Origin of the sequence: Sphingobium sp. RAC03 (genome assembly GCF_001713415.1) — a bacterium.
Taxonomy (GTDB): Bacteria; Pseudomonadota; Alphaproteobacteria; order Sphingomonadales; family Sphingomonadaceae; genus Sphingobium.
On the sequence record NZ_CP016453.1, the window covers coordinates 590,730 to 605,273 of the forward strand.

General features: G+C 60.8%; 22 protein-coding genes and 2 pseudogenes. 14 read left to right on the forward strand and 10 right to left on the reverse strand.

All coding sequences use genetic code 11. The features are described from left to right. Nucleotides 1-67 precede the first annotated feature (67 nt). Complete coding sequence (locus BSY17_RS21800; RefSeq protein WP_237236116.1) at nucleotides 68-787, reverse strand: hypothetical protein; 720 nt, start codon at nucleotides 785-787, stop codon at nucleotides 68-70. 269 nt (nucleotides 788-1,056) lie between these two features. Then, a pseudogene (locus BSY17_RS22150) lies at nucleotides 1,057-1,269 on the reverse strand (strawberry notch C-terminal domain-containing protein); the annotation flags it as partial. Between BSY17_RS22150 and BSY17_RS02680 the strand changes: the two are divergent. From BSY17_RS02680 to BSY17_RS02715, 8 genes are all read left to right on the forward strand, one after another. Further along, nucleotides 1,246-2,427 (forward strand): DUF932 domain-containing protein, encoded by a 1,182-nt coding sequence (locus BSY17_RS02680; RefSeq protein ID WP_237236120.1) that lies wholly within the window; start codon nucleotides 1,246-1,248, stop codon nucleotides 2,425-2,427. The pseudogene BSY17_RS22150 and the gene BSY17_RS02680 overlap by 24 nt on opposite strands. A gap of 101 nt (nucleotides 2,428-2,528) precedes the next feature. Next, complete coding sequence (locus BSY17_RS02685; RefSeq protein ID WP_069064236.1) at nucleotides 2,529-2,741, forward strand: hypothetical protein; 213 nt, start codon at nucleotides 2,529-2,531, stop codon at nucleotides 2,739-2,741. Between the two features lie 69 nt (nucleotides 2,742-2,810). Continuing rightward, nucleotides 2,811-3,215 carry a DUF5983 family protein gene (locus BSY17_RS02690; protein WP_150125697.1) on the forward strand — a complete coding sequence of 135 codons (405 nt, stop codon included), beginning with the start codon at nucleotides 2,811-2,813 and terminating at the stop codon, nucleotides 3,213-3,215. A 128-nt stretch (nucleotides 3,216-3,343) separates the two neighbouring features. Beyond that, nucleotides 3,344-5,011 carry an ATP-binding protein gene (locus tag BSY17_RS02695; protein WP_069064493.1) on the forward strand — a complete coding sequence of 556 codons (1,668 nt, stop codon included), beginning with the start codon at nucleotides 3,344-3,346 and terminating at the stop codon, nucleotides 5,009-5,011. Nucleotides 5,012-5,056: 45 nt separating this feature from the next. Beyond that, complete coding sequence (locus BSY17_RS02700; RefSeq protein WP_150125698.1) at nucleotides 5,057-5,380, forward strand: DUF5983 family protein; 324 nt, start codon at nucleotides 5,057-5,059, stop codon at nucleotides 5,378-5,380. Nucleotides 5,381-5,485: 105 nt separating this feature from the next. Next, on the forward strand, nucleotides 5,486-5,755 hold the full coding sequence (locus BSY17_RS02705; protein WP_043150469.1) for a type II toxin-antitoxin system ParD family antitoxin: 270 nt from the start codon (nucleotides 5,486-5,488) through the stop codon (nucleotides 5,753-5,755). Beyond that, nucleotides 5,755-6,042 carry a type II toxin-antitoxin system RelE/ParE family toxin gene (locus tag BSY17_RS02710; protein ID WP_069064239.1) on the forward strand — a complete coding sequence of 96 codons (288 nt, stop codon included), beginning with the start codon at nucleotides 5,755-5,757 and terminating at the stop codon, nucleotides 6,040-6,042. The genes BSY17_RS02705 and BSY17_RS02710 overlap by 1 nt, the downstream gene beginning before the upstream one ends. A gap of 150 nt (nucleotides 6,043-6,192) precedes the next feature. After that, entirely contained in the window at nucleotides 6,193-6,399 is a 207-nt protein-coding gene (locus BSY17_RS02715) for a hypothetical protein (RefSeq protein ID WP_069064240.1), read from the forward strand. A gap of 17 nt (nucleotides 6,400-6,416) precedes the next feature. On the opposite strand, the gene BSY17_RS22155 is transcribed toward BSY17_RS02715, so the two are convergent. Next, on the reverse strand, nucleotides 6,417-6,539 hold the full coding sequence (locus BSY17_RS22155) for a DUF6880 family protein (protein ID WP_443019400.1): 123 nt from the start codon (nucleotides 6,537-6,539) through the stop codon (nucleotides 6,417-6,419). On the opposite strand from BSY17_RS22155, the pseudogene BSY17_RS02720 reads away from it, so the two are divergent. Then, a pseudogene (locus BSY17_RS02720) lies at nucleotides 6,502-6,822 on the forward strand (ATP-binding protein); the annotation flags it as partial. The gene BSY17_RS22155 and the pseudogene BSY17_RS02720 overlap by 38 nt on opposite strands. 192 nt (nucleotides 6,823-7,014) lie before the next feature. Next, nucleotides 7,015-7,185, forward strand: coding sequence for a hypothetical protein (locus BSY17_RS20780; protein ID WP_237236122.1), 171 nt, complete (start codon nucleotides 7,015-7,017; stop codon nucleotides 7,183-7,185). A 376-nt stretch (nucleotides 7,186-7,561) separates the two neighbouring features. Here the strand turns inward: BSY17_RS20780 and BSY17_RS02730 are convergent, their stop codons facing one another. After that, complete coding sequence (locus tag BSY17_RS02730; protein WP_069064242.1) at nucleotides 7,562-8,341, reverse strand: SDR family NAD(P)-dependent oxidoreductase; 780 nt, start codon at nucleotides 8,339-8,341, stop codon at nucleotides 7,562-7,564. 99 nt (nucleotides 8,342-8,440) lie between these two features. Here BSY17_RS02730 and BSY17_RS02735 point away from each other — a divergent pair, with 99 nt between their 5' ends. Next, entirely contained in the window at nucleotides 8,441-9,337 is an 897-nt protein-coding gene (locus BSY17_RS02735; RefSeq protein WP_069064243.1) for a LysR family transcriptional regulator, read from the forward strand. 145 nt (nucleotides 9,338-9,482) lie between these two features. On the opposite strand, the gene BSY17_RS02740 is transcribed toward BSY17_RS02735, so the two are convergent. The 4 genes from BSY17_RS02740 to BSY17_RS02755 are packed head-to-tail and all read right to left on the reverse strand — an operon-like array spanning nucleotide 9,483 to nucleotide 11,458. After that, nucleotides 9,483-10,124, reverse strand: coding sequence for an NrsF family protein (locus BSY17_RS02740; RefSeq protein ID WP_069064244.1), 642 nt, complete (start codon nucleotides 10,122-10,124; stop codon nucleotides 9,483-9,485). A gap of 2 nt (nucleotides 10,125-10,126) precedes the next feature. Continuing rightward, entirely contained in the window at nucleotides 10,127-10,657 is a 531-nt protein-coding gene (locus tag BSY17_RS02745) for a sigma-70 family RNA polymerase sigma factor (protein WP_069064245.1), read from the reverse strand. A 25-nt stretch (nucleotides 10,658-10,682) separates the two neighbouring features. Beyond that, a complete protein-coding gene (locus tag BSY17_RS02750) occupies nucleotides 10,683-11,147 on the reverse strand; it encodes a DoxX family protein (protein WP_069064246.1) in 465 nt (154 codons plus the stop codon). A 26-nt stretch (nucleotides 11,148-11,173) separates the two neighbouring features. Then, entirely contained in the window at nucleotides 11,174-11,458 is a 285-nt protein-coding gene (locus tag BSY17_RS02755) for a BufA1 family periplasmic bufferin-type metallophore (protein ID WP_069064247.1), read from the reverse strand. A gap of 185 nt (nucleotides 11,459-11,643) precedes the next feature. Between BSY17_RS02755 and bufA2 the strand changes: the two genes are divergently transcribed. From bufA2 to BSY17_RS02770, 3 genes are all read left to right on the forward strand, one after another. Then, on the forward strand, nucleotides 11,644-11,931 hold the full coding sequence (gene bufA2, locus BSY17_RS02760) for a BufA2 family periplasmic bufferin-type metallophore (RefSeq protein ID WP_069064248.1): 288 nt from the start codon (nucleotides 11,644-11,646) through the stop codon (nucleotides 11,929-11,931). 72 nt (nucleotides 11,932-12,003) lie between these two features. Further along, nucleotides 12,004-12,840, forward strand: coding sequence for an MNIO family bufferin maturase (bufB, locus tag BSY17_RS02765; protein WP_069064249.1), 837 nt, complete (start codon nucleotides 12,004-12,006; stop codon nucleotides 12,838-12,840). After that, nucleotides 12,837-13,610, forward strand: coding sequence for an HvfC/BufC N-terminal domain-containing protein (locus BSY17_RS02770; RefSeq protein WP_069064250.1), 774 nt, complete (start codon nucleotides 12,837-12,839; stop codon nucleotides 13,608-13,610). The genes bufB and BSY17_RS02770 overlap by 4 nt, the downstream gene beginning before the upstream one ends. Nucleotides 13,611-13,653: 43 nt before the next feature. On the opposite strand, the gene BSY17_RS02775 is transcribed toward BSY17_RS02770, so the two are convergent. After that, complete coding sequence (locus BSY17_RS02775) at nucleotides 13,654-14,292, reverse strand: LysR substrate-binding domain-containing protein (protein ID WP_171899170.1); 639 nt, start codon at nucleotides 14,290-14,292, stop codon at nucleotides 13,654-13,656. A 12-nt stretch (nucleotides 14,293-14,304) separates the two neighbouring features. After that, nucleotides 14,305-14,541, reverse strand: a complete 237-nt coding sequence (locus BSY17_RS20785; RefSeq protein WP_083216994.1) for a helix-turn-helix domain-containing protein — start codon at nucleotides 14,539-14,541, stop codon at nucleotides 14,305-14,307. Nucleotides 14,542-14,544: the final 3 nt, after the last annotated feature.

Consider the following 14,544-nt stretch of genomic DNA (forward strand, 5'->3'; position numbering starts at 1 on the left):
CCTATTCGATGTCGCGACAATGCTCGCCGACAGTATGGCGCAATCGCAGATACCGACCCGACATGCCCTACGAAAGCTGATGACCGCCAGGTTTGGCGCGAGCGATGCACAAGGCGCATGGTCGATGCGCCAGGCCTATGACGTGCTTGAAATCGCCCTGATACTGTTCCTGCGGCGGGGGAAAAGTGGCATCGCCAGTTCCGGAGATCCGGCTGCCTGTTACGCCGCCTTGCGCTGTCTTGAAACCAGCCTGCCCACGCATAGCTATCGCAGCGAACAGCAGATCGCGATGCAGCAGTTCAGCACGCCGCTGACCCTCGCCTGGCTGGCGGTCCAGGCCGCACGCCTTGGGGCAGAGGATCATATTCTCGAACCGTCGGCAGGCACGGGAATGTTGCTTGGATCCATCCCGCCTGGGCGCTGCACTTTCACGCTCAATGAACGCGATCCCGACCGCGCGGCGCTGCTCACGCTTGCCATCGGGCAGGCTGTCACCCGCCATGACGCAGAATATCTCCATGACCTGTTGCCTCTGGGCGATGACCCTTCTGTGGTCCTGATCAATCCGCCCTTCGGTCGCAGCGAGGGACGCGGCAATGACCGGCAGGCCGGGGCGCGGCATTTGCGCTCGGCCCTGCTCCGGCTGCGCCAGCACGGTCGCTGTGTCGCCATCATGCCACCTGGCTTTGCTGCTGATGGCAGCGGCGCAAACGCCTATGCGACGATCGCGCAATTGATCCCGCCCCGCGCTGAAATCACCATTCTGGGCAGCCCCTTTGCCAAACATGGCACCGGTATCGCTGTGCGATTGCTGTTATTCGACAAGGGATGGCATGGTCAGGGGCAAAGTTATGTCGTCGATAATCTGGACGCAGCGCTTGATCTCGTCCTGGCACTGCCTGACCGGCTCGATCCACCTGCCTTGTTGTCACCCCCGCCGTTGCCACAGCCACCAAGTCGTGCCGTGGCATTGCTTCCCCCGCGCCCAAAGGCAAAGGATGAGGCGGCATCGCTGTTTCGCACTTTGTCCGCCACGCCGCTCGCCGCGCCGGCGCGTATATATTCCTCAAAGATTGCATTCTGGATCGCGATCCGCAGCGCCAGGATGCGATTAAGCCAGCGCTGGATGGGCGGGAGGGTTTCAAGCAGGTTACCGCCCTCATCGACGAGCTTGAGACCAGTCAGTGTGACGAAGTCGCCCATCGTCACGCTGGAAAGCTTGCCTGCGAAAAGCAGCCGATACCATTGCCCAAGCGCTTCACGCGCATAACCGGTGCCTATCGCGTCGATATTTCCCGCGGCCACAATGTCAGCCGTGTCTCGTCAGAATGGTTTTCGCGGCCCGATGACGAGAAATTCCTCTCGCTGACGGACCTTTACGACAATGTTCGCGCGCGGGCCGAGCGGGCGACGACACGGATCGTGGAAAGCCGATCACTCCGGGTGGAAGCGCGTGCCGATAATCCGGAACGCCTGACCCTGTTCGCGCCGGGCGAGGATATGCCCATCGCGCCTACCAACTGGTCCTTTGGCCAGCTCTCCAGCCTGGTCGGTGCACCCGCTTCCTATCTGCGCTCGCTGCCCGCAGCGCTTGCCGGTATCAATCTCCAGCATGGCCTGCTGGCGCATCGAGGCGAACAGGTGAAGCTGCTTCAGACGCAGGATGGCCGCGCTGAATTACGCGCGGTAACAGGTCCTGATTATGGACGCATCTGGGATCATGAGCTGGTCGCCGCGGTCATGAAGATCGCGGGCGACGGCGTGGGCGATACGCGCTGGAAAGTGCCCGGCGTCCTCGACTGGTCTTCGATGCACTATAACCCCTTTGTCGATGTAACCCGCGATACGACGACGCTCTATGCGTCCGATCGCGATGTATTCCTCTTTCTCGTGGATGATACCCACCCGATTGAGGCCGGACGCCTTGCCAATGGCGATCCCGACCTGTTTTTCCGCGGATTTTACTGTTGGAATTCGGAAGTCGGGTCAAAGACGCTGGGCATTGCCACTTTCTACCTGCGCGCCGTCTGCATGAATCGCAATCTGTGGGGTGTGGAGAATTTCGAGGAAATCTCGATCCGCCACTCAAAGTTTGCCCCCAATCGCTTCGCCCATGAAGCCGCGCCTGCACTTGAAAACTTCGCTGATTCCTCCGCCAGCGGCTTCATCCAGGGCATTCGCGCCGCGCGCGAGCGCATCGTTGCCCGCACTGACGAAGATCGCCAGACATTCCTGCGAGGCCAGGGTTTTTCCAAGGCCGAAACCGGCAAGATCATCGCCACCGTGCTGGCCGAAGAAGGCCATCCGCCTGCGAGCATTTTCGACTTTGTCCAGGGCATCACCGCCCATGCCCGATCCAAATCCAACCAGGACAGCCGTCTCGACGTTGAGGCGAAGGGACGCCGCTTACTCGAACGGGCGCATTAACCCCGGCTGAGCCCGGCACCGCGTCGCCCAATCTCCCATTCCCCCACCAGTGACGGTCGTTGGAAGGCGATCGTCACGCTCGCCCTTGAAAGGACGCCATCATGCGGACCTCGTCCCAGCATTCGCTCCAGAGCTTTCGCGTCGATATTCAGTTCTACAGCGGAAACGACCTCTATGCCTGTGAAACCTACCGGATCGATGCGCCAGACTGGTATCGTGCCGAGCAGCAGGCGCTGCAATTGTCGGGCGAGAGCGCTTACGACAATAGTCGGGTGCCGGATCTTCGGCGCACGGCGACATCATCGCTGGCCTGACCGTGTGTCTAGCGCGCCATGTCGCCGCGCAGACACACCTCCTACACCATATATTTCAGGAGTTTTCCTATGCCTTCCTCTGCAAAGCGCGGCCTTGCCTCGCTACTGGTGGGATCGTCCATGCCCGCACGCACCCATCCTGAATTGCGCAGCCGGCCCGCCGAACAGTCGCCCACGCCCGCAATTGGCGTGATCGGCAAATATCAGCTGCTTTCCACCGCGCATCTCTCAATGAACACGGGGCTGCTGCTCGATAGCTGGTGCAATGGCCACGCCCATGAAGCGCCAACCACCGTGGCGCGCAACGCCCATGGCTGGTTTTTATCGACCCGCTCTATGTCAGCCGATTGCGAGCGCGCCCTGCCTGGCGATCTGATGGCTGCCATCCTCTTTGCGCGGCGGCGCGGCATCGATCTGCTGCATTTCGACTGCGATGGTCCAACGCTGCCGCAATTGCTGGTGCATGACTGGTGAACATGAAGCACGCCGGCGGAAAATCGCTTTCGCGTGGATCGGCCTGGCAGCGGCGCATTTGCGATCGGAGGGGAGGGGGACTTTGAGAAGGGGTGGAAAATGACCGCCTGTCCAAGGAGACACATATAATGGCTTTACCTCTCACGATCACCCCACAGGTGGGCGCGTCCCTCATCACGCGCGTCACGCGTCTGTTCAATGGCACGATCCACGATGTGCTGAACGAACTTCTGCAAAATAGCCGCCGCGCTGGCGCCAGCGCTGTAAATCTGGATCTTGAAGGCTCCGATGGTGCCCCCATCCTTGTTGTAAGTGATGACGGTTCGGGCATCGATGACCCGGCTGCGCTGCTGACTCTTGGCTATTCATGCTGGAATGATACGGTTGCCCACCGCGAAGATCCGGCCGGCATGGGCATGTTCAGCCTTGCAGGACGTCAAGTCGAAATACGATCCTGGTCGCGCAGCGCGGGCAGGGGCTGGATGGTCGAGATCCCCGAACAAGGCTGGCAGAGCCCAGAGCCACTCGCGATCCAGCCCTGCGCCATAACCGGCGGTACGCAGTTGCGCATCGCTTTGCCGGACGCATGGGCCAAGAATTTGCTAGCCGCCGCCCGCAACGCCGCCCGCTATTTTCCGCTGCCGGTAACTTTGTCGGGCACGTCTCTGCCACGCGAGGATTTCCTCGCCGAAGCTGCTCGGGTCGAAAACTGGCAGGGCTGCCGCATCGGCATTTTCAGCTGGCGCGGCTACCAGCCGGTCGACATGGCCCGTATTAATTTTCATGGGCTTACCGTGCCTTGCGATTTGCCGTTCGTGTCGGAGGTGGGCAAAATCGACAAATGGTGCGTGAAGGTCGACATTATCGACGCGCCCGATCTGCAATTGGTTCTGCCTGCGCGCAAGGAACTGGTCCGCAATGCGGGGCTCGATGCCCTCAAGATCGCTGCAGAAGCCGCTATTTATCGGATGATCTGCGACAATGGCGACCATCGACTGGGCTTTACGGAATGGACGCGCGCCAGGGCATTGGGCATCATGCTGCCGCATGCAGCGCCCTGGCTTCCATGCTGGGCACCAATGACCGCCGACAGCATGGGGTGCGATCAGGGCGAACCCATATCGTCTCCTGATATGCTGGTTGTGCCCGCAATGGAGATAGATCTTCAGCAAGGCGCTGCGCCGATACTGAATTCGCCGGAAAAGCTCGGCATGTGCACGGTACGTATCGCGCCGGAATTTTCTGGCTATGACTGGTATGACAGACTGCCCCGCCTGCAGACTCTTGCCTTTGTGATAGAGCAAAATGGCCTCGAACATATGTATGAGGCCGACACCGAACTGGATCCTTCCTGCACATCGGGACGGGCCGACGCAATCACGCTCGAACTGGGGATCGCCGATTGCGCCTTGCCTGGCGCGACGCTTACGAAGCGATGCTTCCCGCTTGAAATGCTGGTGTGTCGCAATGAAGGCTATGATCTCGATGGTGCGATCATCCTTATTGGAAGCAACGCCGTCGTTTCACCCGATGATCTGGCCTGGCAAATGGAGCTGAGCCTTTTTAGGGCATCGGATGACAGCGATTGCGACAGTTGGGAAACCCAGCAGGACAATTTTCAACGAAGCGCGCGTAACTACGCCTATGCGTTGCTGCTGAGCGAGGAGGAGGCTCTGCTGCAGCAAATCCGCGACAGGCTTACCGACAAGGTGCAATGGTTGATACCCACGGACCGCACTCTCACGGTTACAGCGACCCGTACGGCCGTCGAACTGACATTGGAACCGGCGCCATGACGCTTTTAGACCGTCCAAAAAGTCCTGCTCTGGGGGAGGCCTGATATGCGACGATCCGCGATGTTCACCCTGTCCACCGTGCATATTCCGGTCGCCGAGCGACAGAAGATCGACATGCTGATCAGGGCAGCGCCGCGCGGCGATGATGGCCGATTGCATGTCGCGCGTGATGATCTGGTCATCGAATCCCATCTCTACGGCTTCTTCGTTCATTGCGGCATCGCCGCCTGCCAGGCCGCCGATCCGCCGGACATCTCGCCTCAACTCTGGGCGTTGCTTTCGGCAGCCAATGCGGACGGGGCGTCCTGGCTGCTGTTCGACCGGGATGAACCACCATCCTCTTGCTGGCCGACGTTCGATGCAGGTTGAGGGAGCACTTCGCCTCTCGTCACCTGCTTGTCAGCATTCTGTCGAGCCCGGCTCTTGCAGAATTATATCATAAAGTGATATTTGGGTCGGAAAAGGAGTTTAACTATGCCTTCCAGCTTCACCTTGGGAACCCATTTCGAGGGCTTCATCAAGCAACAAGTGAACACCGGTCGTTATGCATCGGCCAGTGAGGTCATTCGCGACAGCCTGCGTCTGCTAGAGGAGCAGGACGCCATGCGACAGGCGCGGCTTGAGGCGCTACGCGCCGAGATCGATCTGGGTGCGAGCAGCGGGACTGGCATACCTGCGGAGCAAGCCTTCGCAAATGCAAGGGCACGCATTGCTGACATCGCCGCTGCCAACAAAGAGCAGTGATGCATCTTTCGTTTTCGCCGGCAGCCGACGCTGATCTGACAGATATTGCCAGTTTCATTGCCCGGGATAATGTTGATCGGGCGTTGACATTCATCGATGAACTCCAAGCGGCTTGCACAAAGCTTCTCGATTTTCCTTGCTCTGGCACGGTCCGTTCCGAGCTCCGCCCCGATCTGCGGTCCAGAGTATATGGCAGTTATGTGATTTTCTACACGCTTGTGCCGGGCAGTGTCCGCATTGAACGCATTCTCCACGGTGCCCGGGATGTGAGCACTATCCTGTCGTAAGACTGAGATGGCATCGCCCGGTCGTGGCGGCCGGTGCTCGCGCATCAGCTGGACCGGCTTCCTTCCTGTCAGGAATCGACCCGTCATCCAGCATTGATGATGCTGGCTGGTTAGTCATCGGCGCAAAAAGCCCCTGATGGAGAAGTCCCAATGTCCAACGCTGATCCTTCGGCATCGCTGTCGCCGCGCCGCCAGCGACTGTCCTCGTTCGAAAATTCTTACGCTGTCGCCTTGCAACGCCAGCGGCAGACCGGCGTCAGCCAGTTCATCCTTCGCACGGCGAACCCTCTGCAGCCCTTTCGCACGACCAGTCGTGCGCCCAGATCTCAGGAATATATTGTGGCGCTGGTCGCTTAAATAGGAATGGGCTGCGATCAGCCCTCCCAAAAACCGCGCTTGCGTCCATGCTGCGCCTGGAGCGCGGCCACATAGGTTTCATGGTTGGGATGGTCGCCATAATTGGTGACCCGCCTCGAAGAGGAGGCCAGGATCGGCAAGAGTGGCGCTCTCGCCGCCCAGCTATCCCGTCTCGATCTGATCGTACTCGACGAACTGGGCTATCTGCCGTTCGCCCGATCGGGCGGCCAGTTGCTGTTCCACCTGATCAGCAAACTCTATGAGCAGACCAGTGTCATCATCACCACCAACCTCGCCTTTGGCGAGTGGCCCACCGTGTTCGGCGATCCCAAGATGACAACCGCGCTCCTGGATCGCGTCACCCATCATTGCGACATTGTCGAGACCGGCAATGACAGCTGGCGCTTCAAAAACCGCAGCTGATCCGCCCCAGCGGCAATCAATTAAAAGATGCTTTGCGCTGCGCGCGCCTCCGGTCGGGCTACGCCCTCCCTACGCCGCGCGCAGCGCAAGGAAGAGCGTCACATCAATGTTCCGCCATCCTGACAGGGGGTCCCTTTTGCGCGCTGATAAGGGGTCCCGTTTGGACGCCGATTGACAATCTTGGGAGAAGTGTTGCGATTCCATATCGCCGATGCGCTGATCGATCCAGACAGGTTGCATGTCGATACGCAGGCCATGGGCCTTGTCGCGCGGATGCACGGCGCGGGATGGTACACGCGATCGACCGATCTGTTCCAGTTGACGCGGCCTGCCTATGCACAATGGGCTAATTGTCAGGCTTGAACACCACGCCGGGGCGGCGGCGTAAGCTGTTACCGTTCTTTGATATAGTTAGGCTCAGGACGAGGCGCATATGCGTTGGGTTGAGCTGTATTTTTCGTTGTCGCACGCTGTGGCCTAAGGTTGAGGACTGGCGGATTATCACCGGTATCATCTTCGTGACCCGCCTTGGCCGCGAAGGGCGGCAAGCTGGATCAACGGCTGAGTGATGCCACCCGCCTCAAAGCGCACCGCCCCGCTGCCAGCCTATTCAAAAAGGAGCTGTACCCCGACGTATCGGACGCACCAACGGGGGCATGATCGACCGCTCATCCCTCGATATTGAATGGCCAAGAAAACCAGAGACGGGACCGTTTAGCAATTTGAACCCGCCGCCCAATCAGGCGATAGTGGGTATGATCCCACCCTCGACCCGGAGAGCCGCGCCATTGGTTGCAGCGGCGAGCGGACTTGCGAGATAGGCGACCATCGCACCGACTTCGTCTGCCTCGATCAGTCTCTTGATGAGCGACAAGGGGCGCAGCTTGGTGAAGAATTCGACCTCCCGTTCGGCTTCCGATGCATCCTTATGTTCGACAACAGAGCGGATGAAATCGACAATCCCCTCCGAACGGGTCGGTCCGGGCAGTATACTGTTGACCGTGACGCCCGTTCCCCGTGTTTGTTCGGCAAGACCACGCGAGATGGAAAGCTGTGCTGACTTTGTCATGCCGTAATGGATCATCTCGGCGGGCGGCAGAAGGCCGCTTTCGCTAGCGATGAAAAGCACGCGACCCCAATTTCTCTGCAACATCAAAGGGAAATAATGCCGGGCGAGGCGAGCGCTGCTGACGACGTTGACCTCAAATATATGATGCCAGTCCTCGTCCGTGATGTCGGCAAAGTCCTTGGCTTCATAGATACCAAGATTATTGACGAGGATGTCGGTGTCGGGAACGGCGGCGATGAGGGCGGCGGCACCTTCGGCGGTTGCAGGATCGGCAAGGACGGGATTAACGCTGCCGCCGATCTCCGTAGCGGCTGCCTCCAGCTTCACCTGGTTGCGACCGGTGATGGTAACCGCGACACCCTCGGCAGAGAGGCGTTTGGCTATCGCAAGGCCGATCCCGGCGGTCGATCCGGTGACGATGGCGGTTTTGCCGTTGAGTTTGAGGTCCATGATTTACTCCTGACAGTGGCGATCAACTGGACGGGAAATAGACATCTTCATCATTGATGCCTAGAATGCGTCTCATCACTTCAGAAGTGAATTCAAATCATGGATAATCGTTTTGGCGACATTGAGATATTTCTGACCGTTTCGGCGGAGGGTAGCTTTGCAAATGCCGCACGCATGCTGCGTCTTACCCCCTCGGCCGTCAGTCGATCCGTCGCTCGCCTGGAGAAGCGGCTCGCCGTTACGCTTCTGCGGCGCACCACGCGCGCGCTGGCCTTGACGACAGAGGGCGTGGCCTATCGCGATCGGATAAGCACCCTGATTGCGGAAATGGCGGAAGTTGAGAAGAGCCTGGGTCAGGCCAATCAGGTCGCGCGGGGGCTGCTGCGCGTCAACGCCTCGCCATCCTTCGGGGTCCAATGCCTGATCCCGGCCCTTCCCGGCTTTGCTGAACGCCATCCGGCCGTGAAGGTCGAACTGACGCTTACCGACAGCATCGTTGATCTGGTGGAGAAGCGAGCGGACATCGCAATCCGCATCGGTCCGTTGCGCGACACGCGGCTGCGCGCAAAAAAGCTGGGGCATAGCCGCATGGCACTGGTCGCCAGCCTGGACTATCTCGCGCGTCGCGGCGTCCCTCAGATTCCTGACGATCTCGACCAACATGACTGCCTGCGGTTCAGCTTTCGCCGTTCGATCGATAGCTGGCCTTTCCAGGTCGAAGGGCGCATCGTGCAAAAGCCAGTGGAAGGACGCTTCTTCGGCAATTCGGGCGAGGTGGTCCGGCAGATGGCGGTCGCGGGCTGCGGCATTGCCCGGCATGGAGCCTTTCACGTCGCAGCGGATATCAAGGCCGGGCGGCTGGTCGAGGTGTTGAAAGAGTTCAATCCTGGCGATGGCGAGGACATTCACGCCCTCTATGCGGCGGAGGATCGCGCGGCGACGCGGATACGAGCGTTGCTGGATTATCTGGATTCGATAGAGTTGTTCGCGACATGATGTGCAGTGACGCGGACGGAGTGAACGCCGAATGCCTGCCATGGGCGTGAACGCACCGCCGACCTGACATTTCAGATTCTGCCCGCCGATCTACAGGCCTAGAACCGGCCTTGGACTTCAAATCATGCTAGCAAGCTGCAAGATTTTACCAACGTATCAAGGCTGGTACGGCGATGCGCCCCAGCGCGGCTGACATGGCCACGGGCGTAACGTGCCAGATGCCCAGGTGCCCGATGGTGTCGAATGGACATGACATGCCGTGCGCAAAACTGCCCAGCGCCCCCGCCGCTATGCCGGTGTAGAACCCGGCTAGATTGGGAGCAACGGGGGCACCACGGCGCAGCCAAAGGATCAGCGCTGCCGCCACGCCAATGCCGCTGACGGTTCCGGCGATGAAGCAGTTCAGCCCATCCGTCGCTTGGTCGTGTCTGCCGACTGTCCCCTCCAGCGCCATCAGCAGCAGGGCGGTGACGGGCAAGATTGCAAGCGCTGCCAGCAGCCAACGCAAGCCATCCTGTCGGGCACCGACACGCGGAGCCGCCATGCGAACCACCGCCCGCGCCGCGGCAAGCCCGACCAGCGCGATAAGCCCGTTGGCGATGAAGAAGATGGCGGCCGCCTGCCCATTTGCAGGGCCGCTCCACAAGCCCTGCCATAACGCAATGGCGGCGATCGTCAGCACGGTTGCAATCGCTACCAGCGCCAGACCATGACGCATGCGCAAGGGGCGCACTGGCTCAAGCTCGCCTGCGAGTTGTGCGATGAGGGGATTGGGACGGGGGGGCATGGTCAGTCAGCCTCTTCGACGAGCGCGGACAGTTTCCTGAGGCCGCGATGAATGTTCACTTTGATCAGACTTTCGCTCTGGCCGGTGCGCATGGCCGCCTCGGTAACCGAAAGTCCTTCGATTTTCACCAGTTCGATTGCATTGCACTGTGCCGGGGAGAGTTGCACGAAAAGCCGGTCAAGGCTCATCCGGGCCAGCACGGCTTCCTCCTCGCTGTCCGCAGGCGCATCTTGATCGCCAAGTTCACTTTCGCTGGAGCGGTAAACCCGGCGCAAATGATCGACCCAGCGATAACGGGCGATGGCCGCGAGCCAAGGCAGGAACGCCCGCGATTCATCCCAGGTCGCGCGCTTGGCATGAATGGCGAGCAGCACCTCCTGCACCAGATCGTCGATCTGGGCTGGGGGCACGCGGCGGCGGAAGAAGCGTTCAAGCCAGAACTGCGCCTCGGTCAGCAGCACGGTGTAGGCACGCCGGTCGCCGCCCTGGCTCGCAATCATGAGCCGGGCGAAGGTAGGTTCGTCCGCGATCATGGTCGTTCCTCCTCCCCGCACCCGTTCACGCGCGCCGTTGTCGCCATTGGCCGATCAGCGCGTCGAGCGACAGCACGCCGCCGCCGCGCACGATCAGCACCGCAGCCAGCGCGGCCCACAGGATATGCGTCGTCCACCAGGCTTGCGGATACACGAAAATCTGGATAACGAGTGTCATTGTGAGCAGCGCGCCGGCCGAGAGCCGGGTTGCCAGCCCGATCACCAGCAGCACGGGGAACAGATGCTCGCCCAGCGTTGCCAGTGGCGCAGCGATTTCAGGTGGTAGCGGGACGGCGGCATAGTCATTTTCGAACAGATAGCGGGTTGAATCGCTGATCTCGAAAAGACTGTCCTCCGTCACTTTGCTCCGGCCCGATCGCCAGAATATCCCGGCGAGCGCGATCCGGGCCTGCAGCAGCGCAATGCCCTCGGCCAGGCGCGATGCGGCGATGGCTACGATCCGATCGTACAATGTGGCGATGTGCTGCATGTGCTGGCCCCTCTGATGGCTACGTATCAGCGATTGATCGGCGTCAGCGAGCCATTGCCCATCGGCGTCTTGGTCTTCACGCACATGCCCTGCTTGACCAGCTTCCAGGCGTTGCCCTGATAGTCGCGGGTCGAGGTTCCGGCGCAGCTCGTGCCAGCGCCAGCGGAGCAATCATTCTGCCCAGCCTTAGCGATGCCATAGCATTTTTCCATCGGCACCTTCTGCGCGGCGACGGGGGTGGTGGCGACGCCGGCTGCCAGAGCGGCGGTTGTGGCAAGTCCGGCAATGCGGGCGATAGTGGCGGTCTTCATGATATACTCTCCGTCTTTGGGGGCAGCGCCAGACGGTTGTCCAGGCGTCGCATGCCCCCTCTTTCGCCGGGCGAGCCGGGACCGTTACAGGCAGAGAATAATAATTGTCGCTGTAACCGGCCAGCGCGCGAGGGCGAACATCATGGCGTGCGATCCCGCACCATCCTTTTCAAGGAGCCGCTGACATGACCACCAAGACACGCAATGCATCCATCGCCGCTGCCGCAGCCGCCATCGCGCTCAGCTCATTCTCGGCCTTCGCGGCCGACGCGCCGACCGGAAGCAAAGGCCGCGCCCTCGGCACCAGCGACACGGTGCATTGCTATGGCCTGCATAGCTGCAAGGGCAATTCCGACTGCGCCACGGCTGAGCACGAATGCAAGGGTCAGAATGCCTGCAAGGGCCACGGCTTCAAGGCAATGAAGGCAGGTGAGTGTCTCACGAAGGGCGGAACGATCGGCGACCTCGGCTGATCCGACCCTGGTCCGGCGGGCCTTTGCCCCCACGGCCCGCCGGACCGCTTTTGACACATGAGGACTTTCGCCATGACAGATATAGCCACATTCAGTGGGTTCGGCCTTGGCCTGCGCCGCGATCACTACCGTGATTTTCTCGCGGGCGATGTCGCCGTCGATTTTGTCGAGGTCATAGCCGAAAACTTCATGGTCGATGGCGGGCGGCCGCTGCGCGTGCTGGAACAGGTGCGCGCCAAACTTCCGGTCATCCTGCATGGCGTATCGCTGTCGGTTGGCTCGGCAAACGGGCTGGACAGCGATCATCTGGTCCGGCTCAAGGCGCTGGTAGACCGGATCGAGCCTCTGTGGGTGTCCGATCATCTGTGCTGGACGCGGACCAGCGCGCACAACAGCCATGATCTGCTCCCGAAGCCGCTGACCCGCGCGGCGATGAATGTCGTATGCGCCAACATCGACCGCGCGCAGGATGCGCTCGGACGGGCAATGCTGTTCGAAAATCCTTCAAGCTATCTGACGTTCCCGGACGACGAGATGACGGAGTGGGAGTTCCTGGCCGAGATGAGCCGCAAGACGGGCTGTTACCTGCTGCTCGACATCAACAATATCTACGTCAGCGCCTGCAACCATGGTTTCGATCCTGAGGCCTACCTTTCAGGCATACCCGCCGACAGGGTGCGGCAGGTGCATCTGGCCGGGCACACGCCGGGCGAGATCGTCATCGACACGCACGACCGGCCCGTTTGCGATGCTGTTTGGAACCTCTATGGTTCAGCCGTTGGCCAGCTTGGCGAGGTGGCCGTGATGATCGAGCGGGATGATGCGATCCCGCCGCTGCCGGACCTGTTGGCAGAACTTGACCGTGCCCGCACGATTGCCGCCACCACGCGCGTAGAGATGGCACTATGACCCAGCTTTTGGGCGCGCAGGACGAATTTTTGGCCTGTCTGCTTGATGACGGCGCGCCCTTGCCAATGGGATGGGATGCGCGCCGCGCCGCGGGCATGGCCGTCTATCGCAATGCCTATCGAACGCGGCTTATCGATGTCTTGCGGAACACGTTCGAACGCACCGCAAGGCTGGTGGGCGACCATGCCTTCAGCCAGGCGGCCGCGCATCATCTGATCACGCATCCGCCTACGAGCTGGACCATTGACCTGGCCGGTGCGGGATTTGCCGAAACCTGCGCCGAACTGTTCGCCAATGATCCCGACGTGGGCGAGGTGGCGTGGCTGGAATGGGAAATGCACTGCGCATTCACCGCCGCCGACGGTGCGCCAATGACGCCGACCGATTTTGCTGCCACGACGGCGGACTTCGATGCCCGGCAATGGGACGAACTTCGCCTCGAACTCATTCCCGGCACAGCCTTGCGACCGGTCACATATGATCTTGTCCGCCTGTGGGAAACATTGGCCGATTCACAACAGGCGCCGGCGCTGGAAAGGCTGCGCGAACCCAAGTGGGTGCTGCTGTGGCGCGAAGGCGAGCAACCGGTTTTCGGCCTTTTGGCCGAAGCAGAAGCGCTCGCATTGGCGAACCTTCAGCAAGGCGACACATTCGGCGAAGTCTGCGCCGCGCTGATGAAGTATTTCGACGCTGCTGATGTCGCGACCAATGCGGGCACAATGTTGCTGAACTGGCTGGAACTTGCGATGATCCAACGGATACATTCCTAGCGGCACCACACCAGTATCGAGCCTGTCTGACAGGCTGCGGACATTAAAGGCGCATGGCAGCCAGGAAGGCGCGAAATGCGGCCGTGGGTTGGCGCCGGTTTGGATAGTAGAGATGGTTGGGCGGAAGCGTTGGCGCCCAGCCGCTTAGAACCTCGATGAGATCACCTGCCATAAGATGGTGCGACGCCTGCGCCTTGATCAGGCAAGCAACGCCGAGACCCGCCAGCGCGGCGTCGCGCATCACATCGACATCGTTGGTGACGAAATTGTGGGGCACGGCACGCTCTGATGTTATGCCGTTCTGATCGAACTCCCAGCGGTGCAAAGCGCCCGAACTGGCGTGGCGATAGCTGACGCAGCGGTGCTGAGCGAGGTCATCGGGATGCTCCGGCCGACCATGATCAGCGAGATAGTGCGGCGACGCAACGAAGATCAGCGGCACCGGATCGCTAATCCGTACCGAGATCATGTCCCCTTGAAGCCCTTGTGCATGCCGGACGCCGCAGTCGAAACGTTCGGCGACGATATCAACGAAGCCGTCATTGACCACCAACTCGACCAGGACATCGGGACAGTCGCGCGCCAGCGCAGGCAGTCGCGGCATGATGAGGTGGACGGCAGCGGGGCGATGGGCATTGACCCGCACTCGCCCCGCAGGATGCTCGCGTGCCCCATCAAGCAAACCCAGCACTTCCTAGACCGACGCCATGGCGGGTCGCAATCGCAGGAGCAGCGCTTCGCCGGCGCTGGTCGGTGCCAGCGAACGGGTCGTGCGATCGAGCAATCGCAGATCCAGCTTCCTTTCCAGCACGCGCATCGCATGGCTGAGCGCAGAGGCAGAAAGGCCAAGCCGCGTCGCTGCCTTGGCGAAGCTGCCCGCCTCCACGATTTCCCCGAATATCGCGAGGCCTGACCAGAGATCGCGATCCATATA

Coding starts and splice junctions, on each gene's coding strand:
- BSY17_RS02710 (WP_069064239.1), top strand. CDS start 5,755: ATGCATCTTTCGTTTTCGCCGGCAGCCGACGCTGATCTGACAGATATT.
- BSY17_RS02685 (WP_069064236.1), top strand. CDS start 2,529: ATGCGGACCTCGTCCCAGCATTCGCTCCAGAGCTTTCGCGTCGATATT.
- BSY17_RS02715 (WP_069064240.1), top strand. CDS start 6,193: ATGTCCAACGCTGATCCTTCGGCATCGCTGTCGCCGCGCCGCCAGCGA.
- BSY17_RS02750 (WP_069064246.1), bottom strand. CDS start 11,147: ATGCAGCACATCGCCACATTGTACGATCGGATCGTAGCCATCGCCGCA.
- BSY17_RS02745 (WP_069064245.1), bottom strand. CDS start 10,657: ATGATCGCGGACGAACCTACCTTCGCCCGGCTCATGATTGCGAGCCAG.
- BSY17_RS02705 (WP_043150469.1), top strand. CDS start 5,486: ATGCCTTCCAGCTTCACCTTGGGAACCCATTTCGAGGGCTTCATCAAG.
- BSY17_RS02690 (WP_150125697.1), top strand. CDS start 2,811: ATGCCTTCCTCTGCAAAGCGCGGCCTTGCCTCGCTACTGGTGGGATCG.
- BSY17_RS02695 (WP_069064493.1), top strand. CDS start 3,344: ATGGCTTTACCTCTCACGATCACCCCACAGGTGGGCGCGTCCCTCATC.
- BSY17_RS02700 (WP_150125698.1), top strand. CDS start 5,057: ATGCGACGATCCGCGATGTTCACCCTGTCCACCGTGCATATTCCGGTC.
- BSY17_RS02735 (WP_069064243.1), top strand. CDS start 8,441: ATGGATAATCGTTTTGGCGACATTGAGATATTTCTGACCGTTTCGGCG.
- BSY17_RS02730 (WP_069064242.1), bottom strand. CDS start 8,341: ATGGACCTCAAACTCAACGGCAAAACCGCCATCGTCACCGGATCGACC.
- BSY17_RS02755 (WP_069064247.1), bottom strand. CDS start 11,458: ATGAAGACCGCCACTATCGCCCGCATTGCCGGACTTGCCACAACCGCC.
- BSY17_RS21800 (WP_237236116.1), bottom strand. CDS start 787: ATGTTTGGCAAAGGGGCTGCCCAGAATGGTGATTTCAGCGCGGGGCGG.
- BSY17_RS02740 (WP_069064244.1), bottom strand. CDS start 10,124: ATGCCCCCCCGTCCCAATCCCCTCATCGCACAACTCGCAGGCGAGCTT.
- bufB (WP_069064249.1), top strand. CDS start 12,004: ATGACAGATATAGCCACATTCAGTGGGTTCGGCCTTGGCCTGCGCCGC.
- BSY17_RS20785 (WP_083216994.1), bottom strand. CDS start 14,541: ATGGATCGCGATCTCTGGTCAGGCCTCGCGATATTCGGGGAAATCGTG.
- BSY17_RS02770 (WP_069064250.1), top strand. CDS start 12,837: ATGACCCAGCTTTTGGGCGCGCAGGACGAATTTTTGGCCTGTCTGCTT.
- bufA2 (WP_069064248.1), top strand. CDS start 11,644: ATGACCACCAAGACACGCAATGCATCCATCGCCGCTGCCGCAGCCGCC.